Source organism: Pseudarthrobacter sulfonivorans (genome assembly GCF_014712225.1).
Taxonomy (GTDB): domain Bacteria; phylum Actinomycetota; class Actinomycetes; order Actinomycetales; family Micrococcaceae; genus Arthrobacter; species Arthrobacter sulfonivorans.
The window spans coordinates 113,231-133,478 of the sequence record NZ_JACXBW010000006.1 but is presented as its reverse complement, the minus strand read 5'-3'; the positions used below and the strand labels follow the sequence as shown (position 1 = coordinate 133,478).

General features: G+C 67.1%; 16 protein-coding genes and 1 pseudogene. 9 read left to right on the top strand and 8 right to left on the bottom strand.

The window, feature by feature from the left end:
• The first annotated feature begins 62 nt into the window (after nt 1–62).
• Together IAQ70_RS09720 and IAQ70_RS09715 are read left to right on the top strand one after the other, a co-directional pair.
• On the top strand, nt 63–1,451 hold the full coding sequence (locus tag IAQ70_RS09720; RefSeq protein ID WP_190989110.1) for a sigma 54-interacting transcriptional regulator: 1,389 nt from the start codon (nt 63–65) through the stop codon (nt 1,449–1,451).
• A 21-nt stretch (nt 1,452–1,472) separates the two neighbouring features.
• Nucleotides 1,473–3,479, top strand: a complete 2,007-nt coding sequence (locus IAQ70_RS09715) for a vWA domain-containing protein (RefSeq protein WP_190989109.1) — start codon at nt 1,473–1,475, stop codon at nt 3,477–3,479.
• A gap of 43 nt (nt 3,480–3,522) precedes the next feature.
• Here the strand turns inward: IAQ70_RS09715 and IAQ70_RS09710 are convergent, their stop codons facing one another.
• Nucleotides 3,523–4,806: a glycoside hydrolase family 1 protein gene (locus IAQ70_RS09710; RefSeq protein WP_190989108.1), complete on the bottom strand. Its 1,284-nt coding sequence runs from the start codon at nt 4,804–4,806 to the stop codon at nt 3,523–3,525.
• Nucleotides 4,807–5,029: 223 nt separating this feature from the next.
• Between IAQ70_RS09710 and IAQ70_RS09705 the strand changes: the two genes are divergently transcribed.
• From IAQ70_RS09705 to IAQ70_RS09675, 7 genes are all read left to right on the top strand, one after another.
• Complete coding sequence (locus tag IAQ70_RS09705; protein WP_190989107.1) at nt 5,030–6,580, top strand: ABC transporter substrate-binding protein; 1,551 nt, start codon at nt 5,030–5,032, stop codon at nt 6,578–6,580.
• A gap of 61 nt (nt 6,581–6,641) precedes the next feature.
• Complete coding sequence (locus IAQ70_RS09700) at nt 6,642–7,595, top strand: ABC transporter permease (protein WP_190989106.1); 954 nt, start codon at nt 6,642–6,644, stop codon at nt 7,593–7,595.
• A complete protein-coding gene (locus IAQ70_RS09695) occupies nt 7,592–9,649 on the top strand; it encodes a dipeptide/oligopeptide/nickel ABC transporter permease/ATP-binding protein (protein WP_190989105.1) in 2,058 nt (685 codons plus the stop codon). The genes IAQ70_RS09700 and IAQ70_RS09695 overlap by 4 nt, the downstream gene beginning before the upstream one ends.
• Nucleotides 9,646–10,653, top strand: a complete 1,008-nt coding sequence (locus IAQ70_RS09690) for an oligopeptide/dipeptide ABC transporter ATP-binding protein (protein WP_190989104.1) — start codon at nt 9,646–9,648, stop codon at nt 10,651–10,653. The genes IAQ70_RS09695 and IAQ70_RS09690 overlap by 4 nt, the downstream gene beginning before the upstream one ends.
• 23 nt (nt 10,654–10,676) lie before the next feature.
• The gene (locus IAQ70_RS09685; protein WP_190989103.1) at nt 10,677–11,603 is read left to right on the top strand and encodes an MBL fold metallo-hydrolase; all 927 of its coding nucleotides are present in this window, start codon (nt 10,677–10,679) and stop codon (nt 11,601–11,603) included.
• A gap of 73 nt (nt 11,604–11,676) precedes the next feature.
• Entirely contained in the window at nt 11,677–13,971 is a 2,295-nt protein-coding gene (locus IAQ70_RS09680) for a family 78 glycoside hydrolase catalytic domain (protein WP_190989102.1), read from the top strand.
• A gap of 5 nt (nt 13,972–13,976) precedes the next feature.
• Entirely contained in the window at nt 13,977–14,801 is an 825-nt protein-coding gene (locus IAQ70_RS09675; RefSeq protein ID WP_190989101.1) for a nucleoside hydrolase, read from the top strand.
• A 171-nt stretch (nt 14,802–14,972) separates the two neighbouring features.
• Here the strand turns inward: IAQ70_RS09675 and IAQ70_RS09670 are convergent.
• The 7 genes and pseudogenes from IAQ70_RS09670 to IAQ70_RS09640 all read right to left on the bottom strand — a co-directional run.
• Nucleotides 14,973–15,122: pseudogene (locus IAQ70_RS09670) on the bottom strand (polyphosphate kinase 2); the annotation flags it as partial.
• A 272-nt stretch (nt 15,123–15,394) separates the two neighbouring features.
• Nucleotides 15,395–15,631 (bottom strand): hypothetical protein, encoded by a 237-nt coding sequence (locus tag IAQ70_RS09665; protein WP_190989100.1) that lies wholly within the window; start codon nt 15,629–15,631, stop codon nt 15,395–15,397.
• A 426-nt stretch (nt 15,632–16,057) separates the two neighbouring features.
• Nucleotides 16,058–16,537: a universal stress protein gene (locus IAQ70_RS09660; RefSeq protein WP_190989099.1), complete on the bottom strand. Its 480-nt coding sequence runs from the start codon at nt 16,535–16,537 to the stop codon at nt 16,058–16,060.
• Nucleotides 16,527–17,669 (bottom strand): MFS transporter, encoded by a 1,143-nt coding sequence (locus tag IAQ70_RS09655; protein WP_317983621.1) that lies wholly within the window; start codon nt 17,667–17,669, stop codon nt 16,527–16,529. Before IAQ70_RS09655 ends, IAQ70_RS09660 begins: the two co-directional genes overlap by 11 nt.
• A 70-nt stretch (nt 17,670–17,739) precedes the next feature.
• Nucleotides 17,740–18,159 carry an arsenate-mycothiol transferase ArsC gene (locus IAQ70_RS09650; protein ID WP_190989098.1) on the bottom strand — a complete coding sequence of 140 codons (420 nt, stop codon included), beginning with the start codon at nt 18,157–18,159 and terminating at the stop codon, nt 17,740–17,742.
• Nucleotides 18,156–18,830, bottom strand: a complete 675-nt coding sequence (locus tag IAQ70_RS09645) for an arsenate reductase ArsC (protein WP_190989097.1) — start codon at nt 18,828–18,830, stop codon at nt 18,156–18,158. Before IAQ70_RS09645 ends, IAQ70_RS09650 begins: the two co-directional genes overlap by 4 nt.
• Nucleotides 18,831–18,863: 33 nt before the next feature.
• The gene (locus IAQ70_RS09640) at nt 18,864–20,240 is read right to left on the bottom strand and encodes an FAD-dependent oxidoreductase (RefSeq protein WP_190989096.1); all 1,377 of its coding nucleotides are present in this window, start codon (nt 20,238–20,240) and stop codon (nt 18,864–18,866) included.
• Nucleotides 20,241–20,248: the final 8 nt, after the last annotated feature.

Genomic DNA, 20,248 nt, shown 5'->3' with positions numbered 1-20,248 from the left:
CCCGGGCAGGAATTGTGGGGAATCGCTCGATTCCCCGCCGGTTCGGGGTCTACCGTAGAGGGGTGAGTGATCGCCCCGATATTTTCACCGTTGGTGAGTTGCGTGCCGCCGGCCATGTCCGCAGGGAACTGCGCCTCGAAATCCGTGAAAACCTGCTGGCTGCGCTCGCCGCAGGCCGCGACCCCTGGCCGGGGATCTACGGGTTCGGCCGGACTGTCCTGCCCCAGCTGGAGCGCGCCCTGATCGCCGGGCACGACGTCGTCTTGCTCGGTGAACGCGGGCAGGGCAAAACGCGGCTCCTGCGCACTCTTGCTGGCCTCCTTGACGAGTGGTCGCCGGTGATCGAGGGATCCGAACTCAACGAACACCCGTACGAACCGATTACCGAGCAGTCCCGCGCCCAGGTCCTCACCGAAGGGGACCGTCTGCGGGTGGCATGGCGCCACCGCTCGGAGCGATACGTCGAGAAGCTGGCGACGCCGGACACCTCCGTTGCCGACCTCATCGGCGACGTCGATCCCATGCGTGTGGCCGAGGGCCGCCGGCTCGGGGACCCGGAAACCATCCATTACGGCCTCATCCCGCGCTCCAACCGCGGCATCGTCGCCATCAACGAACTGCCGGACCTCGCCGAGCGCATCCAGGTGTCGATGCTGAACGTGATGGAAGAGCGGGACATCCAGATCCGCGGCTACGTGCTGCGGCTGCCGCTCGACGTGCTGGTGGTCGCGTCCGCGAACCCCGAGGACTACACCAACCGCGGCCGGATCATTACGCCCCTCAAAGACCGCTTCGGCGCCGAGATCCGCACCCACTACCCCATAGAGCTGGAGGACGAGGTCTCCGTGATCCGGCAGGAAGGCCAGCTCGTGGCTGACGTTCCGCCTGTCATCCTGGAGATACTGGCCCGCTACACGCGCGCACTGAGGCTGTCGCCGGCCGTCAACCAGACCTCGGGGGTCTCGGCCCGGTTCGCCATCGCGGGCGCCGAGACGGTTGCCGCCGCCGCCCTCCGCAGGGCCAGCGTGCGCGGCGAGGCCCAGGCAGTCGCGCGGATCATCGACCTGGAAAGCGCGGTTGAAGTCCTCACCGGCAAGATCGAATTCGAATCGGGGGAGGAAGGCCGCGAGGAAGCAGTGCTTGACCACCTGCTGCGCACGGCCACCGCAGAAGCGGTGCGGGCGCACTACCATGGCCTGGACCTGGGCCCACTCGTGGCCGCACTTGACGGGCACCGGACCGTCACCACCGGAGATCAGGTCACCGCCCGCGAATTCCTGGAAAACCTCCCGTCGCTTAACGGATCAGCCCTTTACGACGAGATCAGCGGCAGGCTCGGCGCACAAAACGACGGTCAGCGCGCCGCCGCCATCGAACTTGCCCTCGAAGGTCTCTACCTCGCCCGGCGGATCTCCAAGGAGTCCGACGACGAGGAAACCATCTACGGCTAGCAACCCGGAGAGAGGCGAACCATGAGCCTTCACCACCGATCCTCCAAGTACGGCCGGTACGCGGGAGGGCCGGACCCGCTTGCGCCGCCGGTGGACCTGGCCGAGGCCCTTGATGCCATTGCCGAGGACGTCATGGCCGGATATTCGCCCCGGCACGCCCTGCAGGAGTACCTCCGCCGCGGCGGCCGGGACAGGGAAGGGCTGGATGACCTCGCCCGGCGGGTTCAGCAGCGCCGCTCAGAACTGCTAAGCCGTCACCGGCTGGACGGGACGCTGAACGAGGTCAAGAAGCTGCTGGACACGGCCGTCCTGGAGGAGCGCAAGCAACTGGCCCGCGACGCCATGATGGACAACACCGACCGCGCCTTCCGGGAGATGCAGCTGCAAAACCGGCCGCAGTCCACGGCCGCGGCCGTCAATGAGCTGGCCTCCTACGACTGGCAGTCCAGCACCGCGCGGGAGGCCTATGACAGGATCAAGGATCTGCTGGGCCGCGAGGTCCTTGACCAGCGCTTCGCCGGCATGAAGCAGGCACTCGAGGGCGCCACGGAGGAGGACCGCGCGGCCGTGGCCGAGATGCTGCAGGACCTGAACGGGCTGCTGGACAAACACCGCCGCGGCGAGGATACCGACGCGGACTTCCAGGAGTTCATGGCCAAGCACGGCCAGTTCTTCCCGGAGAACCCGCAGTCGGTCGAGGAACTGATCGATGCCCTCGCCCAGCGTGCGGCCGCCGCCCAGCGGCTCATGCAGTCGATGTCCGCCGAGCAGCGCGAGGAGCTGATGCGGCTCTCCGCCCAGGCTTTCGGTTCGCCGGAGCTGATGGCACAGCTCGACCAGCTCGACGCCAGCCTGCAGGCATTGCGCCCCGGCGAGGACTGGACAGGCTCCGAACGGTTCGAGGGGCAGGAAGGCCTCGGCCTGGGTGACGGCACGGGCGTGCTGCAGGACATCGCCGAGCTCGACGAGCTGTCCGAACAGCTCTCCCAGTCCTACAACGGATCACATTTGGACGATCTTGACCTGGACGCCCTCGCCCGGCAGCTTGGGCAGAACGCCGCCGTGACAGCACGCACCCTCGCCGACATTGAGCGGGCCATGCAGGACGGCGGCTACCTGCGGCGCGGGGCCGACGGCGACCTGCGGTTGTCCCCGCAGGCGATGCGGCGGCTCGGCAGGTCGCTGCTGCGGGACACCGCCAAGCAGCTCTCCGGGCGGCAGGGGCGCCGGGACACCCGGATGGCCGGCGCCGCCGGCGAGCACACCGGGTCCAGCCGGCAGTGGGAATTCGGGGACGCGGAGCCCTGGGACGTCACCCGCACCATCACCAACGCCATCCGCCGGACCATGGCCGACGGCGGCGACCCGGGCCGCGGATTACGGCTCAGCGCAGAGGACATCGAGGTGGCGGAGACAGAGGCACGCACCCAGGCCGCCGTCGTCCTGCTGGTGGATGTGTCGTTCTCGATGGCGGCCGAGGGGCGGTGGGTGCCGATGAAACGGACCGCGCTTGCCCTGCACCACCTGGTGTCAAGCCGGTTCCGGGGGGACAGGCTGCAGCTGGTCACCTTCGGGCGCTACGCACAGAACATGGATATCGGCGAGCTCACCGCGCTGGCGTCGCGGCGTGAGCAGGGAACAAACCTGCATCACGGCCTGCTGCTCGCCAACCGCTTCTTCCGCCGGCACCCCTCGATGCAGCACGTCCTCCTGGTGGTGACCGACGGCGAGCCTACCGCGCACCTGCTGCCGGACGGAGACTCATGGTTTGACTACCCGCCCGACCCCGAAACCATCCGCGTCACCATCGCCGAACTCGACCGCCTTGGCCGCGCCGGCACACAAGCCACGTTCTTCCGCCTGGGCGATGACCCGGGGCTCGAACGGTTCGTCCAACGGATGGCCCGCCGGGTGGACGGCCGGGTGGTTGCGCCCGAAGCCGGAGATCTCGGCGCAGCCGTTGTGGGCGAGTACCTCAGGGCCCATTTCCGCGACCGTCCCTACGACGACGCCGACTGGGTCTCCTAGCGCTTCCGAGCCGGCGCCCACGCCACCGAATCCCCGACGGCGGTCAGGCGGGCTGGGGTGCCTTGGCGGCCTCGGCGTTGGCCTGAGCTGCGTGCACCTGTGCCTGCCGGCCAAGCCAGTGCGCGCTCTCCTTGGGCGTCCGCTCCTGGGTCTCGCGGTCAACTGCGATGAGGCCAAACTTCGGACCGAAGCCGAACACCCATTCGTAGTTGTCGAAGGCGGTCCAGGCAATGTAGCCGCGGACGTCGATGCCGTCCGACAGGCAGGACTCCACACCGTCCACTGCCGTCCGCAGGTAGTCCACCCGCTGGGCATCGTCCTCGGAGGCCAGGCCGTTTTCCGTGACGATCACGGGAATGCCGGCAATTCTGGCAGCTTCCCGGATGGTCGCTTCGAGGGCCTGCGGGTAGATCTCCTCACCCATCTGGCTGGTGGGCACACCCTCCGGCGCCGGCGCATGGCCGTTCGGGCCGTAGACGGTGCGGCCGTAGGTCTGGATTCCCACAAAGTCGTCACCGCGGGATGCTTCCAGAAAGCGTTCGTTGACGTCGCGGCGCACCTGGTCGGCAAGTTCCTCGCCGCCGTCAATCGCCTGGATGTCTGAGTTGGCGAGCGTCCAGCCCACGGGAAGTTCCGGCCGCCGGGCTTTGATCGCGGCGGTGGCGGCGCGGTGTGCTGCCAGCTTCACGTCGAACCCGGCCTCCGTGGAGCAGAACTGGAACGGGGCCACCGTGCTGGCGTCCACGCCGAGGCGTTCCGCGGCCGCGGCCCACACCGGCACTGAGCCACGGTTCTCCGGTGCCACGCCGCCGATCCCGAAGGACTCCAGCAGCCACGGCAGGTTAGGCTCGTTCAGGGTGCAGGCGACGCCGATGAGATCGCCCAGGTGCGCCATCACGCGGTCGCAGTAGCGGGCGAAGAGCTCCGCGGTCCGGGGGCCTTCCCAACCGCCCACGGCGAGGAGCCAGCGCGGTGACGTGAAGTGGTGGAAGGTGACCACGGGGGTGAGGCCGTGCTCGTGGCAGGTCTCCAGCATGCGCCGGTAGTGGTCGAGCTCGGTCCTTGAGAAGTGCCCTTCCTCCGGTTCAATCCGGGCCCACTCCACGGAGAAGCGGTAGGTGGTGAACCCGAGCTCTGCGATCAGGGCGATGTCCTCGCGGTAGCGGTGGTAGTGGTCCACGGCGTCACCTGAAGGCTCGGAAAACATGCTGTCCGGGAGGTGCTCGAGGAACCAGGTGTCGCTGTTGACGTTGTTTCCCTCGACCTGGTGCCCGGCGCTGGCGACGCCCCAGAGGAAGTCCTGCGGGAATGGTGATGCGGTGGTCATGTGGTTCCTTTCGTTTCAGCGCCAAGAACAGCGCACGGGGCCTCTCTGCCCTGACGTCAATCCTTTCCTGCCGCGTGACCGGGGCCACAATACCTTTTCAATCAATGACATTCTCATGTGAGCGCGAAATGCCCCCGGCCGATGCTTGAGGGGTGCCGGCCACCAGCCCGGCCCCCACGCTCTTCAATCACCGTTGTCACATCAGAATGCAAAGGCGCACTACATGAAACTGAACTCCACCGCCCGTGCGAGCTCCGCCGTTCTGGCCGGCGCGCTCCTGCTGGGATCGCTGACCGCCTGCGGCGGCTCCAGCCAGTCAGCCGCCAAAGCGGACACCAGCTCCCTGACCCTCGCCGTCGACAGCGACTCCGCATCGTTCGGCTTCGACCCGCTGCGCGTTTCAGCTGCGCAGCGGCAGTTCTTCGAGGGTCTGTACGAGAGCCTGATGACCCTTCAGCCGGACGGCTCCGCAGGTCCGGGCCTGGCCAAGGAGTTCAGCTACAACGCCGACAGCACCGTCCTGACGCTGACGCTCAAGGACGGTGTGACGTTCACGGACGGGTCAAAGCTCGACGCCGACCTGGTCAAGGCAAACCTCGATCGCCGGTCCGATACCGCCCTGAGCGCCTACTCCGCCGTAGCCAAGGGCGGCGCCCAGGAGATCGCCTCCGTTGACGTGGTCAGCCCCACCCAGGTGGCCTTGACCTTCACCAAGCCCCAGCCCGGCTTCGAGAAGAACCTGGCATCCACCACCGGCATGATCGTGGGCAAGAACGGCGTCACTGACACGGCCAGCCTCGCCGCCACCCCTGACGGATCCGGTCCCTACACGCTGGATCCCAGCACGGTGAAGGGCAACAAATACGTCCTGGTGAAGAACAGCAAAAGCCCGGAAGCCGCGAAGTACACCTTCGACAAGGTCATCTTCAGCGTCGTCCAGGACCCGCAGGCCCGGGCAAACGCCCTGGTTTCCGGCCAGGCCGACGTGGCCATGCTGACCTCGAACACCGTTGACTTCGCCAAGTCCAAGGGCGTGGGTGTGACCCAGATCGGCGGCACCGTCAACACCATGATCTCCTTCGACAAGATCGGCAAGACCGCCCCCGCGTTCGCGGAGGAGAAGGTCCGGCAGGCCATCCAGTACGCGATCAACCGCCAGGCCCTGGTGGACGCACTGCACAAGGGTGACATCCCCGCCTGGAACGCCCTGCCCAAGGACTCCGCAGGCTTCAGCAAGGACATAGAAACCACGTTCGCCTACAACCCGGACAAGGCCAAGAGCCTGCTGGCCGAAGCCGGCTACCCGAACGGTTTTGAGTTCACCATCATTGCCAGCGCGCAGACCCAGACGGACCTGCAGGCTGTCCAGAAGGATCTCGCCGCCGTCGGAATCACCATGAACGTGAAGATGGCCTCCTCAACGGATGAAGCCTTCGCCGCCGTGGCCACCACGCCGTTGGGCTACGCGCCGCTGAACTGGGACAACCCGGTTGGCGTGATGTACGGGGCTATCCTGAACGGCTTCACCAACGTGCAGAAGGCCACCGATGAGCAGCTGAACGCGGCCACCGGCGAGCTGGCTGCCGCCAAGGACGACGCCGCCGCCAAGGCCGCGGCCACCAAGCTGAACACCCGGCTGGTGGAATCCGGCTGGATGATCCCGCTGTATGAGGCGCTCACCAACCAGGGCTACAACACCAAGAAGGTGGCGCCGGTGGAGTTCGCCGGCACCAACGCCTACCCGCTCCTCTCGTCCTACAAGCCGGCCAGCTAATACCCCCGAACCTTCCGGACGGCCGCCCCTGGCGGGACGGCCGCCCGGAAAGTTCTGACCGATGGAGGTCACTATGGCACTCTTTATCACCAAGCGCCTGCTGATGGCGTTGGCCACCGTGCTGGTGGTTGCGGTGCTGGCATTCCTGCTGGTGCACGCAATGCCCGGCAGCCCGGGAGCCGTCTCACTCGGCGCCGGCGCCTCCCAGGAAGCGATCGATGAGGTCAACCGTCGGCTCGGCTGGTCCGATCCGCTCCTGGTCCAGTTCTTCAGCTGGCTCGGCGCCGCAGTCCAGGGTGACCTCGGGATCTCGCTCATTGACGGACGCTCCGTGAGCGCGGACCTGGCCAGCCGGCTTCCCGTCACAGCGTCGCTCGCTGCCGGCGCCACCCTGCTCAGCGGAATCCTTGGCATCGCGCTGGGCGTCACCGCGGCTGTCCGGGGCGGCATGGTTGACCGCGTCATCGGCGGCGTAGCCGGCATGGCCGTAGCCCTCCCGGCCTTCTGGATCGGCATCATCTTCGTCTACCTCCTGGCAGTCCAGTCCTCCGTCTTTCCCGCCACCGGCTATGTTCCGTTCGAGGACTCCCCGCAGGACTGGGCGTTGTCCCTCGCGCTGCCGGTGATCACCCTGGCCGTGGGTGGCGGGGCCTTCATTGCCCGCCAGACCAGGGCTTCCATGCTTGAGGCGCTCCAGCAGGAGCACATCCGTACCCTCCGGGCCACCGCCACCCCCACCTGGAAAATTCTGTACGTCCATGCCCTGCGCTATGCCAGCCTCCCGATCGTGGCCGCCATCGCGCTGCAGTTCATTCAGCTTTTCGGCGGCTCCGTCATCGCCGAGCAGCTGTTCGCCATGCCGGGCCTCGGCCAGGCCGTCCAGAACTCCGTCAGCACCCATGACGCCCCGTCCGTGCAGGGCGTGGTGGTGATCGCCACCGTTGTGGTGGTCGCCGTGAACCTGGTGCTGGAACTCGCCACCAAGTTCCTCGACCCGAAGTTGCGTGCCTCATGATCCCCAACACCGCCCCCGCACCTGCGGATGAAACCACGACGGCGGCTGCCGTCCTTCCCCAGACCCCCGGCCAAAGCGCGGCGAAGAAATTCGCAGGCAGCAAGCTCTTCGGCTCACCGGCGAGCATCGCCGGGGTCATCTGGCTGGCCGCGCTGGTGGCCGCCTCCTTGACTGCGCCGCTGTGGCTGCCCTTCAAGACCGAGGACCAGGACTTCACCGCGGTCCTGTCCGGACCCACCGCCGCCCACTGGCTCGGCACGGACGAACTGGGCCGGGACCTCCTGAGCCGCATCTTCGCTTCCGCGGCCGGCACGCTGGGGACGTCGATGATCACGGTGATTGTCGCCGTCGGCCTCGGAACCCTCCTGGCGATGCTGGCCGCAGCTGCCGGTGACCGCGCGGAGAACGTCATCAGCCGCGTCACCGAAATCATGATGTCGCTGCCCGGCACGGTGATCATCCTGGCGGTCATCGGCGCCGTGGGAACCAACATCCCGCTGATCATGGGAATCCTGGGCGTGCTGATCTCGGCGGGCATCTACCGCGTGATGCTGGGCCAGGCGAAGTCCCTGCAGTCCCAGCTGTATGTGGACGCAGCCAAGGTGGACGGCATGGGCATGGCCGGCATCAGCCTCCGCCATGTGCTGCCCGGCCTGACCAACACCATCGTGGTGCAGGCGGCCCTGATCTTTGCCGTCGGCATGCTCATCCAGGCCGGTTTGGCGTTCATCGGCTTTGGCCCGCCCATCCCGGAACCGAGTTGGGGCGGCATGATCCAGGGCGCCTCGCAGCACGTCTACGACGCACCCTGGCTGATGGTGCCCACCGGTGCCGTGCTGGCACTGACAGTCCTGGCCGCCAACGCGATCGGCAACGCCCTCGGCAAGGCACCCAACGCCACAGCCTCGCACCTGCCCTCCGCCGCCGCCCGGCGCCAGCGGGCCAAATCCGTCGCCGCGATCGCCGCAGCTGCGCCGGCACCGAAAGACTCAGCGAAGGACACACTCAGCGTCCGCAACCTTTCCGTAGGTGTGGACAACGGGGTCCGGCTCGTCACGGACGTTTCCTTCGACGTCGAACCCGGCACGGTTCTGGGCCTGGTGGGCGAGTCAGGCTGCGGAAAGACCATGACGGCGCTGTCGCTGCTGGGACTGCTGCCCTCCGGAGTGTCCGTGGCTGAAGGACAGATCCTCTGGAACGGCACGAACCTGGCCGCGGCCACCGAGAAGGCCATGGAAGGCATCCGTGGCCGCGAGGTGGCACTCATCTCGCAGGAACCCATGCGCGCCCTGGACCCCATGTTCACGGTGGGCTACCAGCTCACCGCCGCTATTCGCCGGCTCCGCGGGACGGGCAGGGCCGATGCGAAGGCCGAAGCCCTGGGCCTGCTGGAAAAGGTGGGCATCGTGGACGCCGCGCGCATCCTCAAGACCTACCCGCACCAGATCAGCGGCGGCATGGCCCAGCGCGTGGCCATCGCCCTGGCGCTCTCCGGACGGCCCCGCCTGCTCGTGGCAGACGAACCTACCACCGCGCTGGACGTCACCGTGCAGGCCGAGATCCTCTCGCTGCTGCGCAGCCTGGTGAAGGACACCGGAATGTCGGTGGTCATGGTCACCCACGACCTCGGCGTGGTGGCCGACCTTTGCGACCAGGTGGCCGTCATGTACGCGGGCCAGGTGGTGGAGAACGGCCGGACGGACAGCATCCTGGACAACCCGCGCCACCCCTACACCCTGGCCCTGCTGGCCGCGGACCCGCACGCCAACCATGCCGCGGACATGCCGGAACGGCTGGCCACCATCACCGGCCAAGTTCCGCAGCCCAAGGACTGGCCCAGCACGTGCCGGTTCGCCTCCCGCTGCCAGTTTGCCGGTTCCGCCTGCACGGTCCCCGTCCCGCTGCTGCCCTCAGGCGCCGGCGACGGCGTGGTGCGCTGCGTCAAAGCCGACGAACTCGCCGTCGTAGGCCTGGACTGGGTGGCGACGGACATCCCCGCCCGCCACGTATTGAGCCTGTCTGAAACCCGGACTGTTGAAAAGGATCACGCATGAGCACCGCAACCTCGGTCCGCCCTGAAGCACCGCTGCCCGCTGCCGACCGGCCGCTGCTGGAGGTCAAGGACCTGGTGGTCCGCTACGGCCGGGGCCGCACGGCAGCCGCGGCTCCAGCCGCCGTCGACGGCGTGAGCTTCAGCATCGCACCCGGCGAAACCGTGGGGCTGGTGGGGGAGTCCGGCTCGGGCAAGTCGACCATCGGCAAGGCGATCCTGGGCCTGCAGAAGGTTTCCGGCGGGTCCATCACCTACCAGGGCAGGGACATCACCTCAGCCGGCGCATCCCAGCGCAGGGCTTTGGGCGGGGACCTGCGGGCCGTCTTCCAGGACCCCAACTCGTCGCTGAATCCTCGGAACACCGTGGGCTCCTCGCTGGCTGAACCGCTCCGGCTCCGCGGCGTGAACGCGGCCGAAGCCTGGCAGCGCGCCGGGGACATGCTGGAACGCGTGGGCCTGCCCCGCGAGGCCGTTGACCGGTACCCGAGCCAGTTCTCCGGCGGCCAGCGCCAGCGCATCTCCGTGGCACGCGCCCTCATCTGCGACCCCAGCCTGGTGGTCTGCGACGAAGCCGTAAGCGCACTGGACCTCTCCACCCAGGCCCAGGTGCTGAACCTCCTGGCCGACCTGCGGGACGAGCGCGGCCTGGGCTACCTGTTCATCGCCCACGACATCGCCGTGGTCCAGTTCCTGGCCCAGCGCGTCGTGGTCCTCTACCGCGGCCAGGTAATGGAAAGCGGACCTGCATCCGCAGTCACCGAGAACCCCAAGCATCCGTTCACGCAGGCCCTCGTGGCAGCGTCCCCGGTGCCGCGGCCCGCAGAACAGGCAGCACGCCGCCAGGCCCGCGAGTCCCTCGGCGTCCGGACCGGAGCGGCCGCCACTCCCGGTCCGGGAGGGTGCCCCTTCCGGCTCCGCTGCCCCCTGGCCACCGACCTCTGCCGCGACGAACGCCCGGCCCTGCGCACCGCGGGCGGCTCCGACGTCGCCTGCCACTACGCCTGATGACCCCCGGATCGGAGCAACCCATGGCAGAGCAGCAACGGCCCCATGAAACGGATGGAACCGGCGACCGGATTGTCATGCTGGGAGTCAACGGAGGGCCGGTGCTCAGCCTCGGCGAGGCCAAGCCCGCCCTTGCCCTCGTGGTCAATGATGTGGTGTACCTCGTTGATTGCGGCCTGGACACAGCCCGTCAGCTGGTCAATGCCGAATTGGGATTCACCCGGGTACGGGAGGTTTTCATCACGCACCACCATCTGGACCACACCTCCGGGCTGCCCGGGCTCCTGCTGCACGGCTGGACAGCCCGGCCGCCCCTTCCCGGCATCAACATTTGGGGGCCGCCCGGGACAAAACAAAAAGCAGTGAACCTCCTCGACGGCTTCGAGGACGAAATCGCTCTGTTCCAGGCTGGTGGCGGCTTTGGTACTTTCACGGCGCCGGAGGGACATGACGTGGAAGCGCCCCGGGAGGGCGGCATCGTCCACGTCATGGAAGACGACAACGTGCGCGTGGATGCCACCCGGGTTTTCCACGGTCCGGAAGTAGCCGACGCTTACGCCTACCGGTTCACTGTCAAAAGCACAGGCAAGGTAGCCGTGTTTTCCGGCGACACCGCCGCTCCGGACGCAAACCTTCTCGCGCTTGCCCAAGAGTGCGACGTTCTGGTCCATGAGACCCAGGACAACAGCGCTATCGAGCGCATTGCTGCCGGCCTTGCCCACCCTTGGGGAGAGGAGCTGAAGAAGCACCTTTTCGAAGCGCACTCAAGCGTCCTGGACCTCCCTGCCGTTGCCCTGGCGGCCCGGGCAAGGAAACTGGTGTTCAGCCACTACACGCCTGTCGCGCACCCGCCGGCCACCTGGCTCGCGATGGCAACTCCTGCGGCAGAAGCCATCGGCTACGAGGGTGAGATTATCGCCCCGAGCGCCCTGGACGTCATACCGCTTTAGCCGGACGCGCATCTCCTATGACTGCCGCTTCCTGCAGAACTGAAACCCGCTACATAGAACGGAACACCACCCCATGCCACTGGCACCCTGGCAAGCAGCCATGATCACCCCGGACGAAGACTTCGACGGCGCCCCGCTCCTGCGCAAGGAATTCCAGTTGGATGAGGGGCACGGCGCAGTGGCCAATGCGACGCTCCGGGCCACCGCCTTCGGCGTCTACGAAGCCCTGATCAACGGGGTCCCGGTGGGCGAGGACGTGCTGAGCCCCGGCTGGAGCTCCTACGAGTGGCGGCTCCGCTACCGCAGCTACGACGTAACTTCGCTGGTGCAGCCCACCACCGTCCTCGGGGTGTCGCTGGGCAACGGCTGGTACCGCGGACGCCTCGCCTGGCATGGCATGTCCAACCTCTATGGTGATGAGCTGGGCTTCTTCGGGCAGTTGGACATCGAATTCGAGGACGGGCACGTCCAGACCGTTGCCTCGGACGCCTCCTGGCAGTCCGGCCCCTCCGCCACCACCTTCAACGACTTATACGACGGGCAGACGATCGATGCCCGCCGGAACCAGCCCGGCTGGGCGGTGCCGGGCTTCGGCGCCGGCACGACTGCCGCCTGGGCCGGGGTGCACGCGCTCGAGTTCGACGCCGGACGGCTGGCGGAGCCGGTGGGCCCGCCCGTCGTGCGCACCGCCGTCGTCAAACCCCAGGAAATCTTTACCTCGCCCGCCGGCAAGACGCTGGTGGACTTCGGCCAGAACCTGGTGGGCTGGCTCCGGTTCACCGTCCAGGGCGAAGCAGGGCACGCCATCACGGTCCGGCACGCGGAAGTGCTGGAGGACGGCGAGCTGGGTGTCCGCCCCCTGCGCTCGGCCAAGGCCACGGACACGTTCATCCTGTCCGGCGGCGAGGACTTCTTCGAGCCCACCAAAACGTTCCACGGCTTCCGCTACGCAGAGGTCTCCGGCTGGCCGGGTACGTTCACAGCGGACTCACTGGAGGCCGTGGTGGTCCACTCCGAGCTGGAGCGCACCGGCACCTTCGAATGCTCCAACGACCTCGTCAACCAGCTGCACCGCAACATCGTCTGGGGGCTCCGGGGCAACTTCCTGGACCTGCCCACGGACTGCCCGCAGCGGGACGAACGGCTCGGGTGGACCGGCGACATCGCCGTCTTCGCGCCCACCGCGGCGTTCCTCTACAACGTCAAGGGCTTCCTCCAGGACTGGCTCCTGGACCTCGCGGCCGAGCAGAAGGCGGCCGACGGCCTGGTGCCCATCACCGTCCCGGACGCCCTGAAGTACTGCCCGCAGCCGCCCGAGTTTCCCGCGCCGGAATCCTCCGCGCTGTGGAGCGAAGCTTCCGTGTGGGTTCCGTGGGCGCTGTGGGAAGCGTACGGCGATGACACCGTGCTGAAGAACCAGTACGAATCCATGACCACGCATACCCGCCGGGTGGAGGGGCTGCTCTCATCCACCGGGCTTTGGGACACGGGCTTCCAGTTCGGTGACTGGCTGGACCCGGACGCCGATCCGGACAAGCCGTGGGACGCGAAGGCCGACACCGGCGTCGTGGCCACCACGTGCCTGTTCCGCACCGCGTCCATCACCGCCCAGACGGCACGGCTGCTGGGACACCAGGACGACGCCGAGTACTTCGGGCAGCTCGCCGCGCGGGTCCGGGCCTCGTTCCTGGAGCACTACGTGGCCGCCGACGGCACCATCCACAGCGACTGCACCACGGTCTATGCCCTCGCGATTTCCTTCGGCATCCTGCCCGGCGCCGAGCAGGTGGACTTCGCCGGGGAGCGCCTCGCCGAGCTGGTCCGGAGGAACGACTACCGCGTGTCCACCGGCTTCGCCGGCACCCCGTTCATCACCGGCGCCCTCACGGACACCGGCCACAGCGAGGACGCCTACCGCCTGCTCCTGGAACAGGGCTGCCCGTCATGGCTGTACCCGGTGACCATGGGCGCCACCACCATCTGGGAGCGCTGGGACTCCATGCTGCCGGACGGCACCATCAACGCCGGCGAGATGACCAGCTTCAACCACTACGCCCTCGGCGCCGTGGCGGACTGGCTGCACAAGGGGGTGGGCGGCATCAGCCCGCTCGCACCGGGGTACAGCAAGGTGCGGATCGCGCCGGTGCCCGGCGAGGGCATCGAGTGGGCCAAAACGTCCTTGAAGACGCCGCACGGAACCGTCCGCGTGGAATGGAAGCTCGACGACGGCGCCCTCCACCTCGAGGCGACGGTACCTGGGGGAGTGGAGGCCGACGTCGTACTTCCGGGCGGTGAGACCCGCAGCATCGGCGGCGGCACGCACAGCTTCACCGCGCCCGCCGCGCTTGCCATCCCGGCGGGGGCGTAGGCGCCGTGACGGCTTTGGGGAGAGCCTCCGCGGACCTGCTCGTCGTGGACAATGACTACGCCGGCGACCCTGACGGCTTTGTTGCCCTGGCCCACATCCTTCTGCGGGCCGGGCCGGGTGGTGCCGTACTGGTTACCACGTCACCCTTGGATCCGGGACTGGCCCCACTGGCAGGTGCGGACCCGGCAACTACAGCTACCGGTGGCCGGGAACTCGCCGGGCACCTCGTCGAGCTGATGGAGCGACATGATGTGCGGGTCGTTGCCGGCGCGGAGTCCACTGGGGTTACTGAGGAGCAGGTCAGCGCTGCGGCGCGAGCGATCGTTGAGATGTCCGCGCGCTTTGACCGGACCACGGTGCTGTGCGGGGGACCACTGACTAACGTTGCTGCTGCCCTCCGGCTGGACCCTTCGCTCCGTGACAGGGCAACGCTGGTGTGGGTGGGCGGCACGCTGGCTGAGCCGGGCGGGGGAGAGTACAACTCGGACACCGATCCTGACGCGGTGGCGCAGGTACTGGCATCGGGGATGCCAGTTGTCCGGGTTCCCTTCGAGGAGTACACAGCAATGACCGTTGCGGCGGATGCCGTGAAGAACGACCTTGCTGCCGCCTCGCCGGTCGGCTCGTGGCTGGCGGAGCGCCTGGTCGACGTGCCCCCGTTCGTGCAACTGGGCGGGACGCTAAATCTTGGTGACAGTGTCCTCGTGCCGTTTGTGCCGGGTCACGACTCACATTCAATTCGTGTTCTACCGGGATCGGTGGTCCATCATCAGGTCGACAGGTCCGGGTTGTGGGGCGATTTGATCCGGCGCCTCGCGGCGCACGGGTAGCCGGTGCAGTGCCTGTGAGTTGTTAGCGGCCGGCCGCTGGGAGCCGCTGGATTTGCTCTGCGGCGTCCTGCTTTTGCGCGGAATTCCGCCAGGAAGCGCCTGCTGCGTTGGGACGCGCAGCCCAACCCTGGATGAAAGAAGCGCCCGAAACCGTGTAGTTAGAGCTCCCGCTTAGTCGCCGGCGGCGTCTCGTCCGCGGCGCACGATCAGCGGGTCCGGCTCGTACACTACCGAGGGGTCCTTGTCGACGTAGTCGAACTGGTTGAGGAAGAAGCGCATGGCGTTGATCCGCCCCCGCTTCTTGTCATTGGACCTGATGGTGGTTCATTCGATATTCAACAGGCAACCGGCGGGGCTGTTGGATGCGTGGATATGCTGTTCTCGGAGCCGGTGTTACGCGCAGATGGAGCTTCGGAAAGGCTCGTCCGATTTTCTGCACCGGATTGCATTCTGCAGGAGGAAAGGCCCAGACAAAGGCCGGCGACTGTGCAGACGGCGGGAAGCCGGATACCCATAAAGCCCCAATGGCCGACCCTCTTCGAGAAGGTGTTCCCGTAAGCCGTCCGGCGATCTGTTGACCCGAAACGGATGAGCTACTCGTCCTCAGAAACCTCGTCGTTTGCCGTTTCCTCAATCCAGTCGATTGCCTCATCTGAGAGGAAAAATTGCCCCGGAGCGCTGTCCCCGACCCAGGATGCATCTGCCGTAGGTGTGCCTGCCACAGCCGTGATCTGATCAAGGATGTTCGACGGCACGACGTCACCGTTGTTGTTGATCAACCATTGCTGGGTTGACGGGTCCATCTTTGGCCACCACTCCTCAATGCGCATGGCCTTATCTTGGCACGGCGCCAAGCCGTCCGATAGCGGGTCAATTTTGCTGGCGCTCATTGAGGGACGGCAAAGCGCCTTAATTTTTGAAGGGGTTCACTGTTCCAAAACGGCAACCCTGACCGGGCTAAGAACCTATCCGAAAAGCGTTAAGCAGCGACGTGACTGTGTACCGAGCCAAGCGACGAAGCGATCCTGAACGGCGTCGTCCCCACGGCGGGTTTCCGCAGAAAGACACCTCTTTGCAGCGGTTCGCCCCGAACACCACGATTGTGGAGTTTGCCGATAAATGGCGGCGTTGTGTGATCGCTATCTGTCGCATGACTGCCCCCCGGAGCTGACTTGTATCGCTAGGGTTTCGAGGCGCGGAGGTTTCGAGACACCCAGTTGATGCGAAGCGTGATCCGACCGCTCGACCCTTCAGCGCTAGGTGCGGGGCTCGGGAACGATGAGGACCGGCCGCTGTTGTTGGTGGGTCAGAGTCACAGGCACGGCCCCTTCGAGGGTCCTGTCCAGCCAAGCAAGGGTTCCTGGCCTGCCTGCCCCGACGATGAGCAATGCTGCATCGGTGTTCTCCGCCAAACGGTTAAGGGCCTTGGGAACGTCGCCGTTGATCATGCGGAAGGACCACGTTTCCCCTGGTTTCCCGAGAATGGCTTCAAGCTTCCGTTGCAGGTGCCCCGACGGGTATTCGGCTTCTTCATTGACGCTTGGGTCCAGGGAAAGAGCTGTGCGTTGGTTCCCCGGCGCCCATTCGGTGAGGTAGCTGGCCGGATCGACGAACGCACAGATGAGATGCACTTTCAGGGCGGCCGCGAGGGCTGCAGCAGTCCGGATCAGGTGCTCAGAGAAGTTCCAATCGACGCCGAGAATAATGGGGCCGTCGGGCCAGTCCTCATCGGGCATGGGAGCTTCTCAGCAGCGACCCGGCAGCGATAAGCAGGGCGATTCCGGTGGCGGCGGCCATGGCTGCAGTCATGGCGTTGAATGAGCCAAGCCATGCGGCGATCGCCGGGCCTGCTGCCGGGGCGAGGGCGGTGACGACTGTGAGGGGTGCAGCGAAGCTGCCTTGAAGGGTGCCCAGGCTGGTTGCTCCCCACCGATCGGCGACGATTGTCGCCTGCAGGAGTGTCTCTGGCAGCCACGGGACGGCTCCGGCGAGCATCCCGGCCCCGATCAGCAGCGGGACCGACCCCGGCAGGAGGGCGAGCAGGAGGAGGGCGCCGGTAGCGGTTCCGGTGACGACTGTGATGCGGGCTTTGGCGGGGATGGCGGCGAAGAGCAGGCGGCCGCCGACTTGTCCTGCACCGACCAGTCCAAGGCCAAGGGCGGCGGCGGTGTAGTCGGCTCCTTTTTCCATGAGGAGAGGGATGATGTTCAGCGTCACGGTATACAGGCCGAGGCAGAGCAGGACCATGAGGGCCTGCAGGCCCACGAAGCCAGGACTGCGGCGGATGCCGCGGACCAGTGCCCGCTCCTCGATCAGCAGGGCGCCACGGCTCACGTGCTGCCAGGACCGGTTGAGGCATCGGGCGTGCAGCGGCACGGTCACGGCACCGAACAATCCGGCGAGGACGAGGAAGGCTCCGCGCCACCCGACCGCGTTGCAGACGGAAGCGGTGAGCGGCGCGAAGATGGTGGACGCGAATCCTGCCACGAGGGTCAGGATGGTCAGCGGCCGGACCCGGGCGGGGCCGTACCAGCGGCTGATCACGGTGAACGCCGGTTGGTAGAGCACCGCGGCCTGTGCCGTGCCGGCCAGCAGCCAGGCCGCCGCGAACCAGGGCAGGTTCGGTGCCAGCCCCACGAGCACCAGAGCGAGCACTCCGACCAGCGATCCCGCGATCATCAGGTTGCGCGGGCCGGTCCCGTCCAGGATCCTGCCGACGGTGATCCCGGCCACCCCGGAGACCACCAGCCCGGCCGAAAAGGCCCCGGTGACAAGGGCAGGGTCCCAGCCGGTGTCAGCACTGATGGGCCGGACCGCTGCCAGCAGTGCGTAGTAGAGCACGCCCCGCCGGTGACTTGGGTGACGCACAGGACGGCCAACCCGCCGCGGGGTGGCCCCTCCGCGGCCAGTGTCCGTGACGGCGCCGGGGCGGACATGGCTAGTTCCCGGTGAGCTCCGTGAAGAGGGCCTGGACCCGGGCTTTGATATCGTCCCGTACCAGGCGCATGCGTTCCATGCCTTCGATTCCGCGTTCGGAGGGCTCGTCCGTTTCCCAGACCTCGAAGCGCTTCCCTTCGCGCGGTTCAAGCTTGGCTTCGGTGCCCAGGACGATGACGGCGTCCACGGTGTCCAGGACCTCGTCGGTGACCGGTTTGGGGTGTTCGCCGGTGACGTCGATGCCCAGTTCGGTCAGGGACTCCACTGCCTGCGGATTCAGGGACTTGGCTGGCTTGGTGCCGGCTGAATAGACAGCAATGGCGTCTCCTGCGAGGTCACGCATGAGGCCTGCGGCGAGTTGGGATTTGCCGCCGTTCTTGCTGCACACGAACAGCACGGACGGAGTCTTTTCTTGGGTCATGAGTGGGTTGTTTCCTTTGTGAGTGGGACGGCGGGAAGTGAAGCAACGAGGTTTTTGACCCGTTCGTGGATCTGGTCCCGGATGTCCCGGACGATTTCGAGGGGCTGGTCGGCCGGGTCGGGCAGGTCCCAGTCCTCATAGCGTTTGCCGGGGTAGATCGGGCAGGAATCCCCGCACCCCATGGTGATGACCACGTCGGAGGCACGGACGACATCATCGGTCAGCGGCTTGGGATAGTTCCTGGTCAGGTCCAGGCCCATCTCGGCCATCACGGCCACGACGCTCGGATCCAGTTCGGCCGCGGGCAGGGACCCGGCGGACCGGACGTGGATCCTGCCCTTGGCTTCGACGGTGAGCAGGGCGGCGGCCATCTGGGAGCGTCCGGCGTTCTGCACGCAGACAAACAGGACCTCAGGCACCTCGGAGCCTACTGCTCCCTTGGACTTGGCCAGGGCTGCCAGCCGGTCGTTGGCGAAGTGTTCGGTGGTGGTGGGCAGGTACGCGTTGATTTTCGCGGTCCGGGCCAGTGCCGTGTAGGACTCGAAGAGGTAGCGTTCGACGGTTTCGGCGGCGAAGATCCCGGCGAACCGCTCGGCGAGCCGTTCACTGATGCGGTGCAGGAGCTCGGTGTTGTCCTGCAGGCCAAGGCCGGTGTCGCGGTGTTCAGTCATGACAGCTCTCCAAGGGGTTTTTCGTTGACCGGGTCAGTTGTTGGTGCCGGAGCGGCCGTGGGCGAGGCCGGTGGGGAAGCCCACCAGCACCGGTTCGGGTGCGGTGCAGCATCCGGACTCCGCGGGGGCGGATGCAGTGGCGGGGACGTCGCAGCTGGTGCCGGCGTCGGTGGAGCAGACCCCGGTCTCGGGAAGTTCGAGGTGGACGGTGTCGGCTGATTCTTGGTCGCCGGCGAGGGCGGCAGCGACGGAGCGGACCTGTTCGTAGCCGGTGGCCAGCAGGAAGGTGGGCGCACGGCCGTAGGACTTCATCCCGACGATGTAGAAGTCGTTGTCCGGGTGGGCGAGGAGTTTTGCGCCGTGTGGCGGGACGGTGCCGCAGGAGTGGAATTCGGGGTCGATGAGCGGGCCCAGTTCCATGGGCGCTTCGACGGCGGGGTCCAGGTTGAGGCGGAGTTCGCGCAGGATGTTCAGGTCCGGGCGGAAGCCGGTGCAGGGAATGACGATGTCGGCTTCCAGGGTACGGCCATCCACGGCTTCGACCGTCACTCCGGAATCGATGCTCTTCAGGGTGCTGATGCCGAACCCGGTGTGCAGTTCGATTTTTCCGGCTTCCACGAGGCGGCGGACCCGGGCGCCGAGCTGGCCGCGCGCGGGCAGCCCGTCGAGGTCGCCGCCGCCGTAGACCTTGTCCGCTGTTGCGCCCCGGACTGCCCACAGGATCCGGGTGTCCGGCTCTTCTTTGGTGAGGTCGGCGAGATTGATGAGGGTGTTGGCGGCGGAGTGTCCGGCACCAACGACGAGGACGCGGCGGCCGGCGAAGGCGGCGCGGTCGCGGCCGGTGACGTCGGGCAGCGGCGTGGAGATGCGGTCCTGTGCTGCTTCTTCGCCGATGGCGGGCAGGCCCGAGGTGCCGAGCGGGTTGCGGGTGGACCAGGTGCCGGAGGCGTCGATGACTGCTGCCACGGTGTGGTCGCGGGTTTCGCCGTCGCTGTGCTCGACCCGCACTACGAAGGGTGTGGTGTTGCGGCCCTTGATGTGGGTCTTGTCCAGGCCCTGCCGGGTGACGGCGGGGACCCGGGCTCCGGTCTGCAGACGCGAGGCGATCTGGGGAAGGGCGGCCAGGGGTGTCAGGTAGTTGTCGATCAGTTCCCCGCCGTAGGGCAGGGCTGTGGGCCGGGGTGCTTCCCAGCCGGCTGCCTCGAGGAGGCGGACGGCCGCGGCGTCGGTGTTGAACCGCCACGGTGAAAAGAGACGGATGTGGCGCCACTGTTCAATGGCCGCCCCCGGCGACGTGCCGGCTTCAAGGATCAGCGGTTCCAGTCCCCGTTCGAGTAGGTGGGCCGCGGCGGCCAGGCCAATGGGCCCGGCGCCGATCACGGCGACCGGAAGGTTCTTCGCTGAATCCATGGTGTCCT

Bases quoted from the DNA above. Each gene is read 5' to 3' on its own strand.
- IAQ70_RS09715 (WP_190989109.1), top strand. From the start codon at position 1,473: ATGAGCCTTCACCACCGATCCTCCAAGTACGGCCGGTACGCGGGAGGG.
- IAQ70_RS09710 (WP_190989108.1), bottom strand. From the start codon at position 4,806: ATGACCACCGCATCACCATTCCCGCAGGACTTCCTCTGGGGCGTCGCC.
- IAQ70_RS09705 (WP_190989107.1), top strand. From the start codon at position 5,030: ATGAAACTGAACTCCACCGCCCGTGCGAGCTCCGCCGTTCTGGCCGGC.
- IAQ70_RS09700 (WP_190989106.1), top strand. From the start codon at position 6,642: ATGGAGGTCACTATGGCACTCTTTATCACCAAGCGCCTGCTGATGGCG.
- IAQ70_RS09695 (WP_190989105.1), top strand. From the start codon at position 7,592: ATGATCCCCAACACCGCCCCCGCACCTGCGGATGAAACCACGACGGCG.
- IAQ70_RS09690 (WP_190989104.1), top strand. From the start codon at position 9,646: ATGAGCACCGCAACCTCGGTCCGCCCTGAAGCACCGCTGCCCGCTGCC.
- IAQ70_RS09685 (WP_190989103.1), top strand. From the start codon at position 10,677: ATGGCAGAGCAGCAACGGCCCCATGAAACGGATGGAACCGGCGACCGG.
- IAQ70_RS09680 (WP_190989102.1), top strand. From the start codon at position 11,677: ATGCCACTGGCACCCTGGCAAGCAGCCATGATCACCCCGGACGAAGAC.
- IAQ70_RS09665 (WP_190989100.1), bottom strand. From the start codon at position 15,631: ATGCGCATTGAGGAGTGGTGGCCAAAGATGGACCCGTCAACCCAGCAA.
- IAQ70_RS09660 (WP_190989099.1), bottom strand. From the start codon at position 16,537: ATGCCCGATGAGGACTGGCCCGACGGCCCCATTATTCTCGGCGTCGAT.
- IAQ70_RS09650 (WP_190989098.1), bottom strand. From the start codon at position 18,159: ATGACCCAAGAAAAGACTCCGTCCGTGCTGTTCGTGTGCAGCAAGAAC.
- IAQ70_RS09645 (WP_190989097.1), bottom strand. From the start codon at position 18,830: ATGACTGAACACCGCGACACCGGCCTTGGCCTGCAGGACAACACCGAG.
- IAQ70_RS09640 (WP_190989096.1), bottom strand. From the start codon at position 20,240: ATGGATTCAGCGAAGAACCTTCCGGTCGCCGTGATCGGCGCCGGGCCC.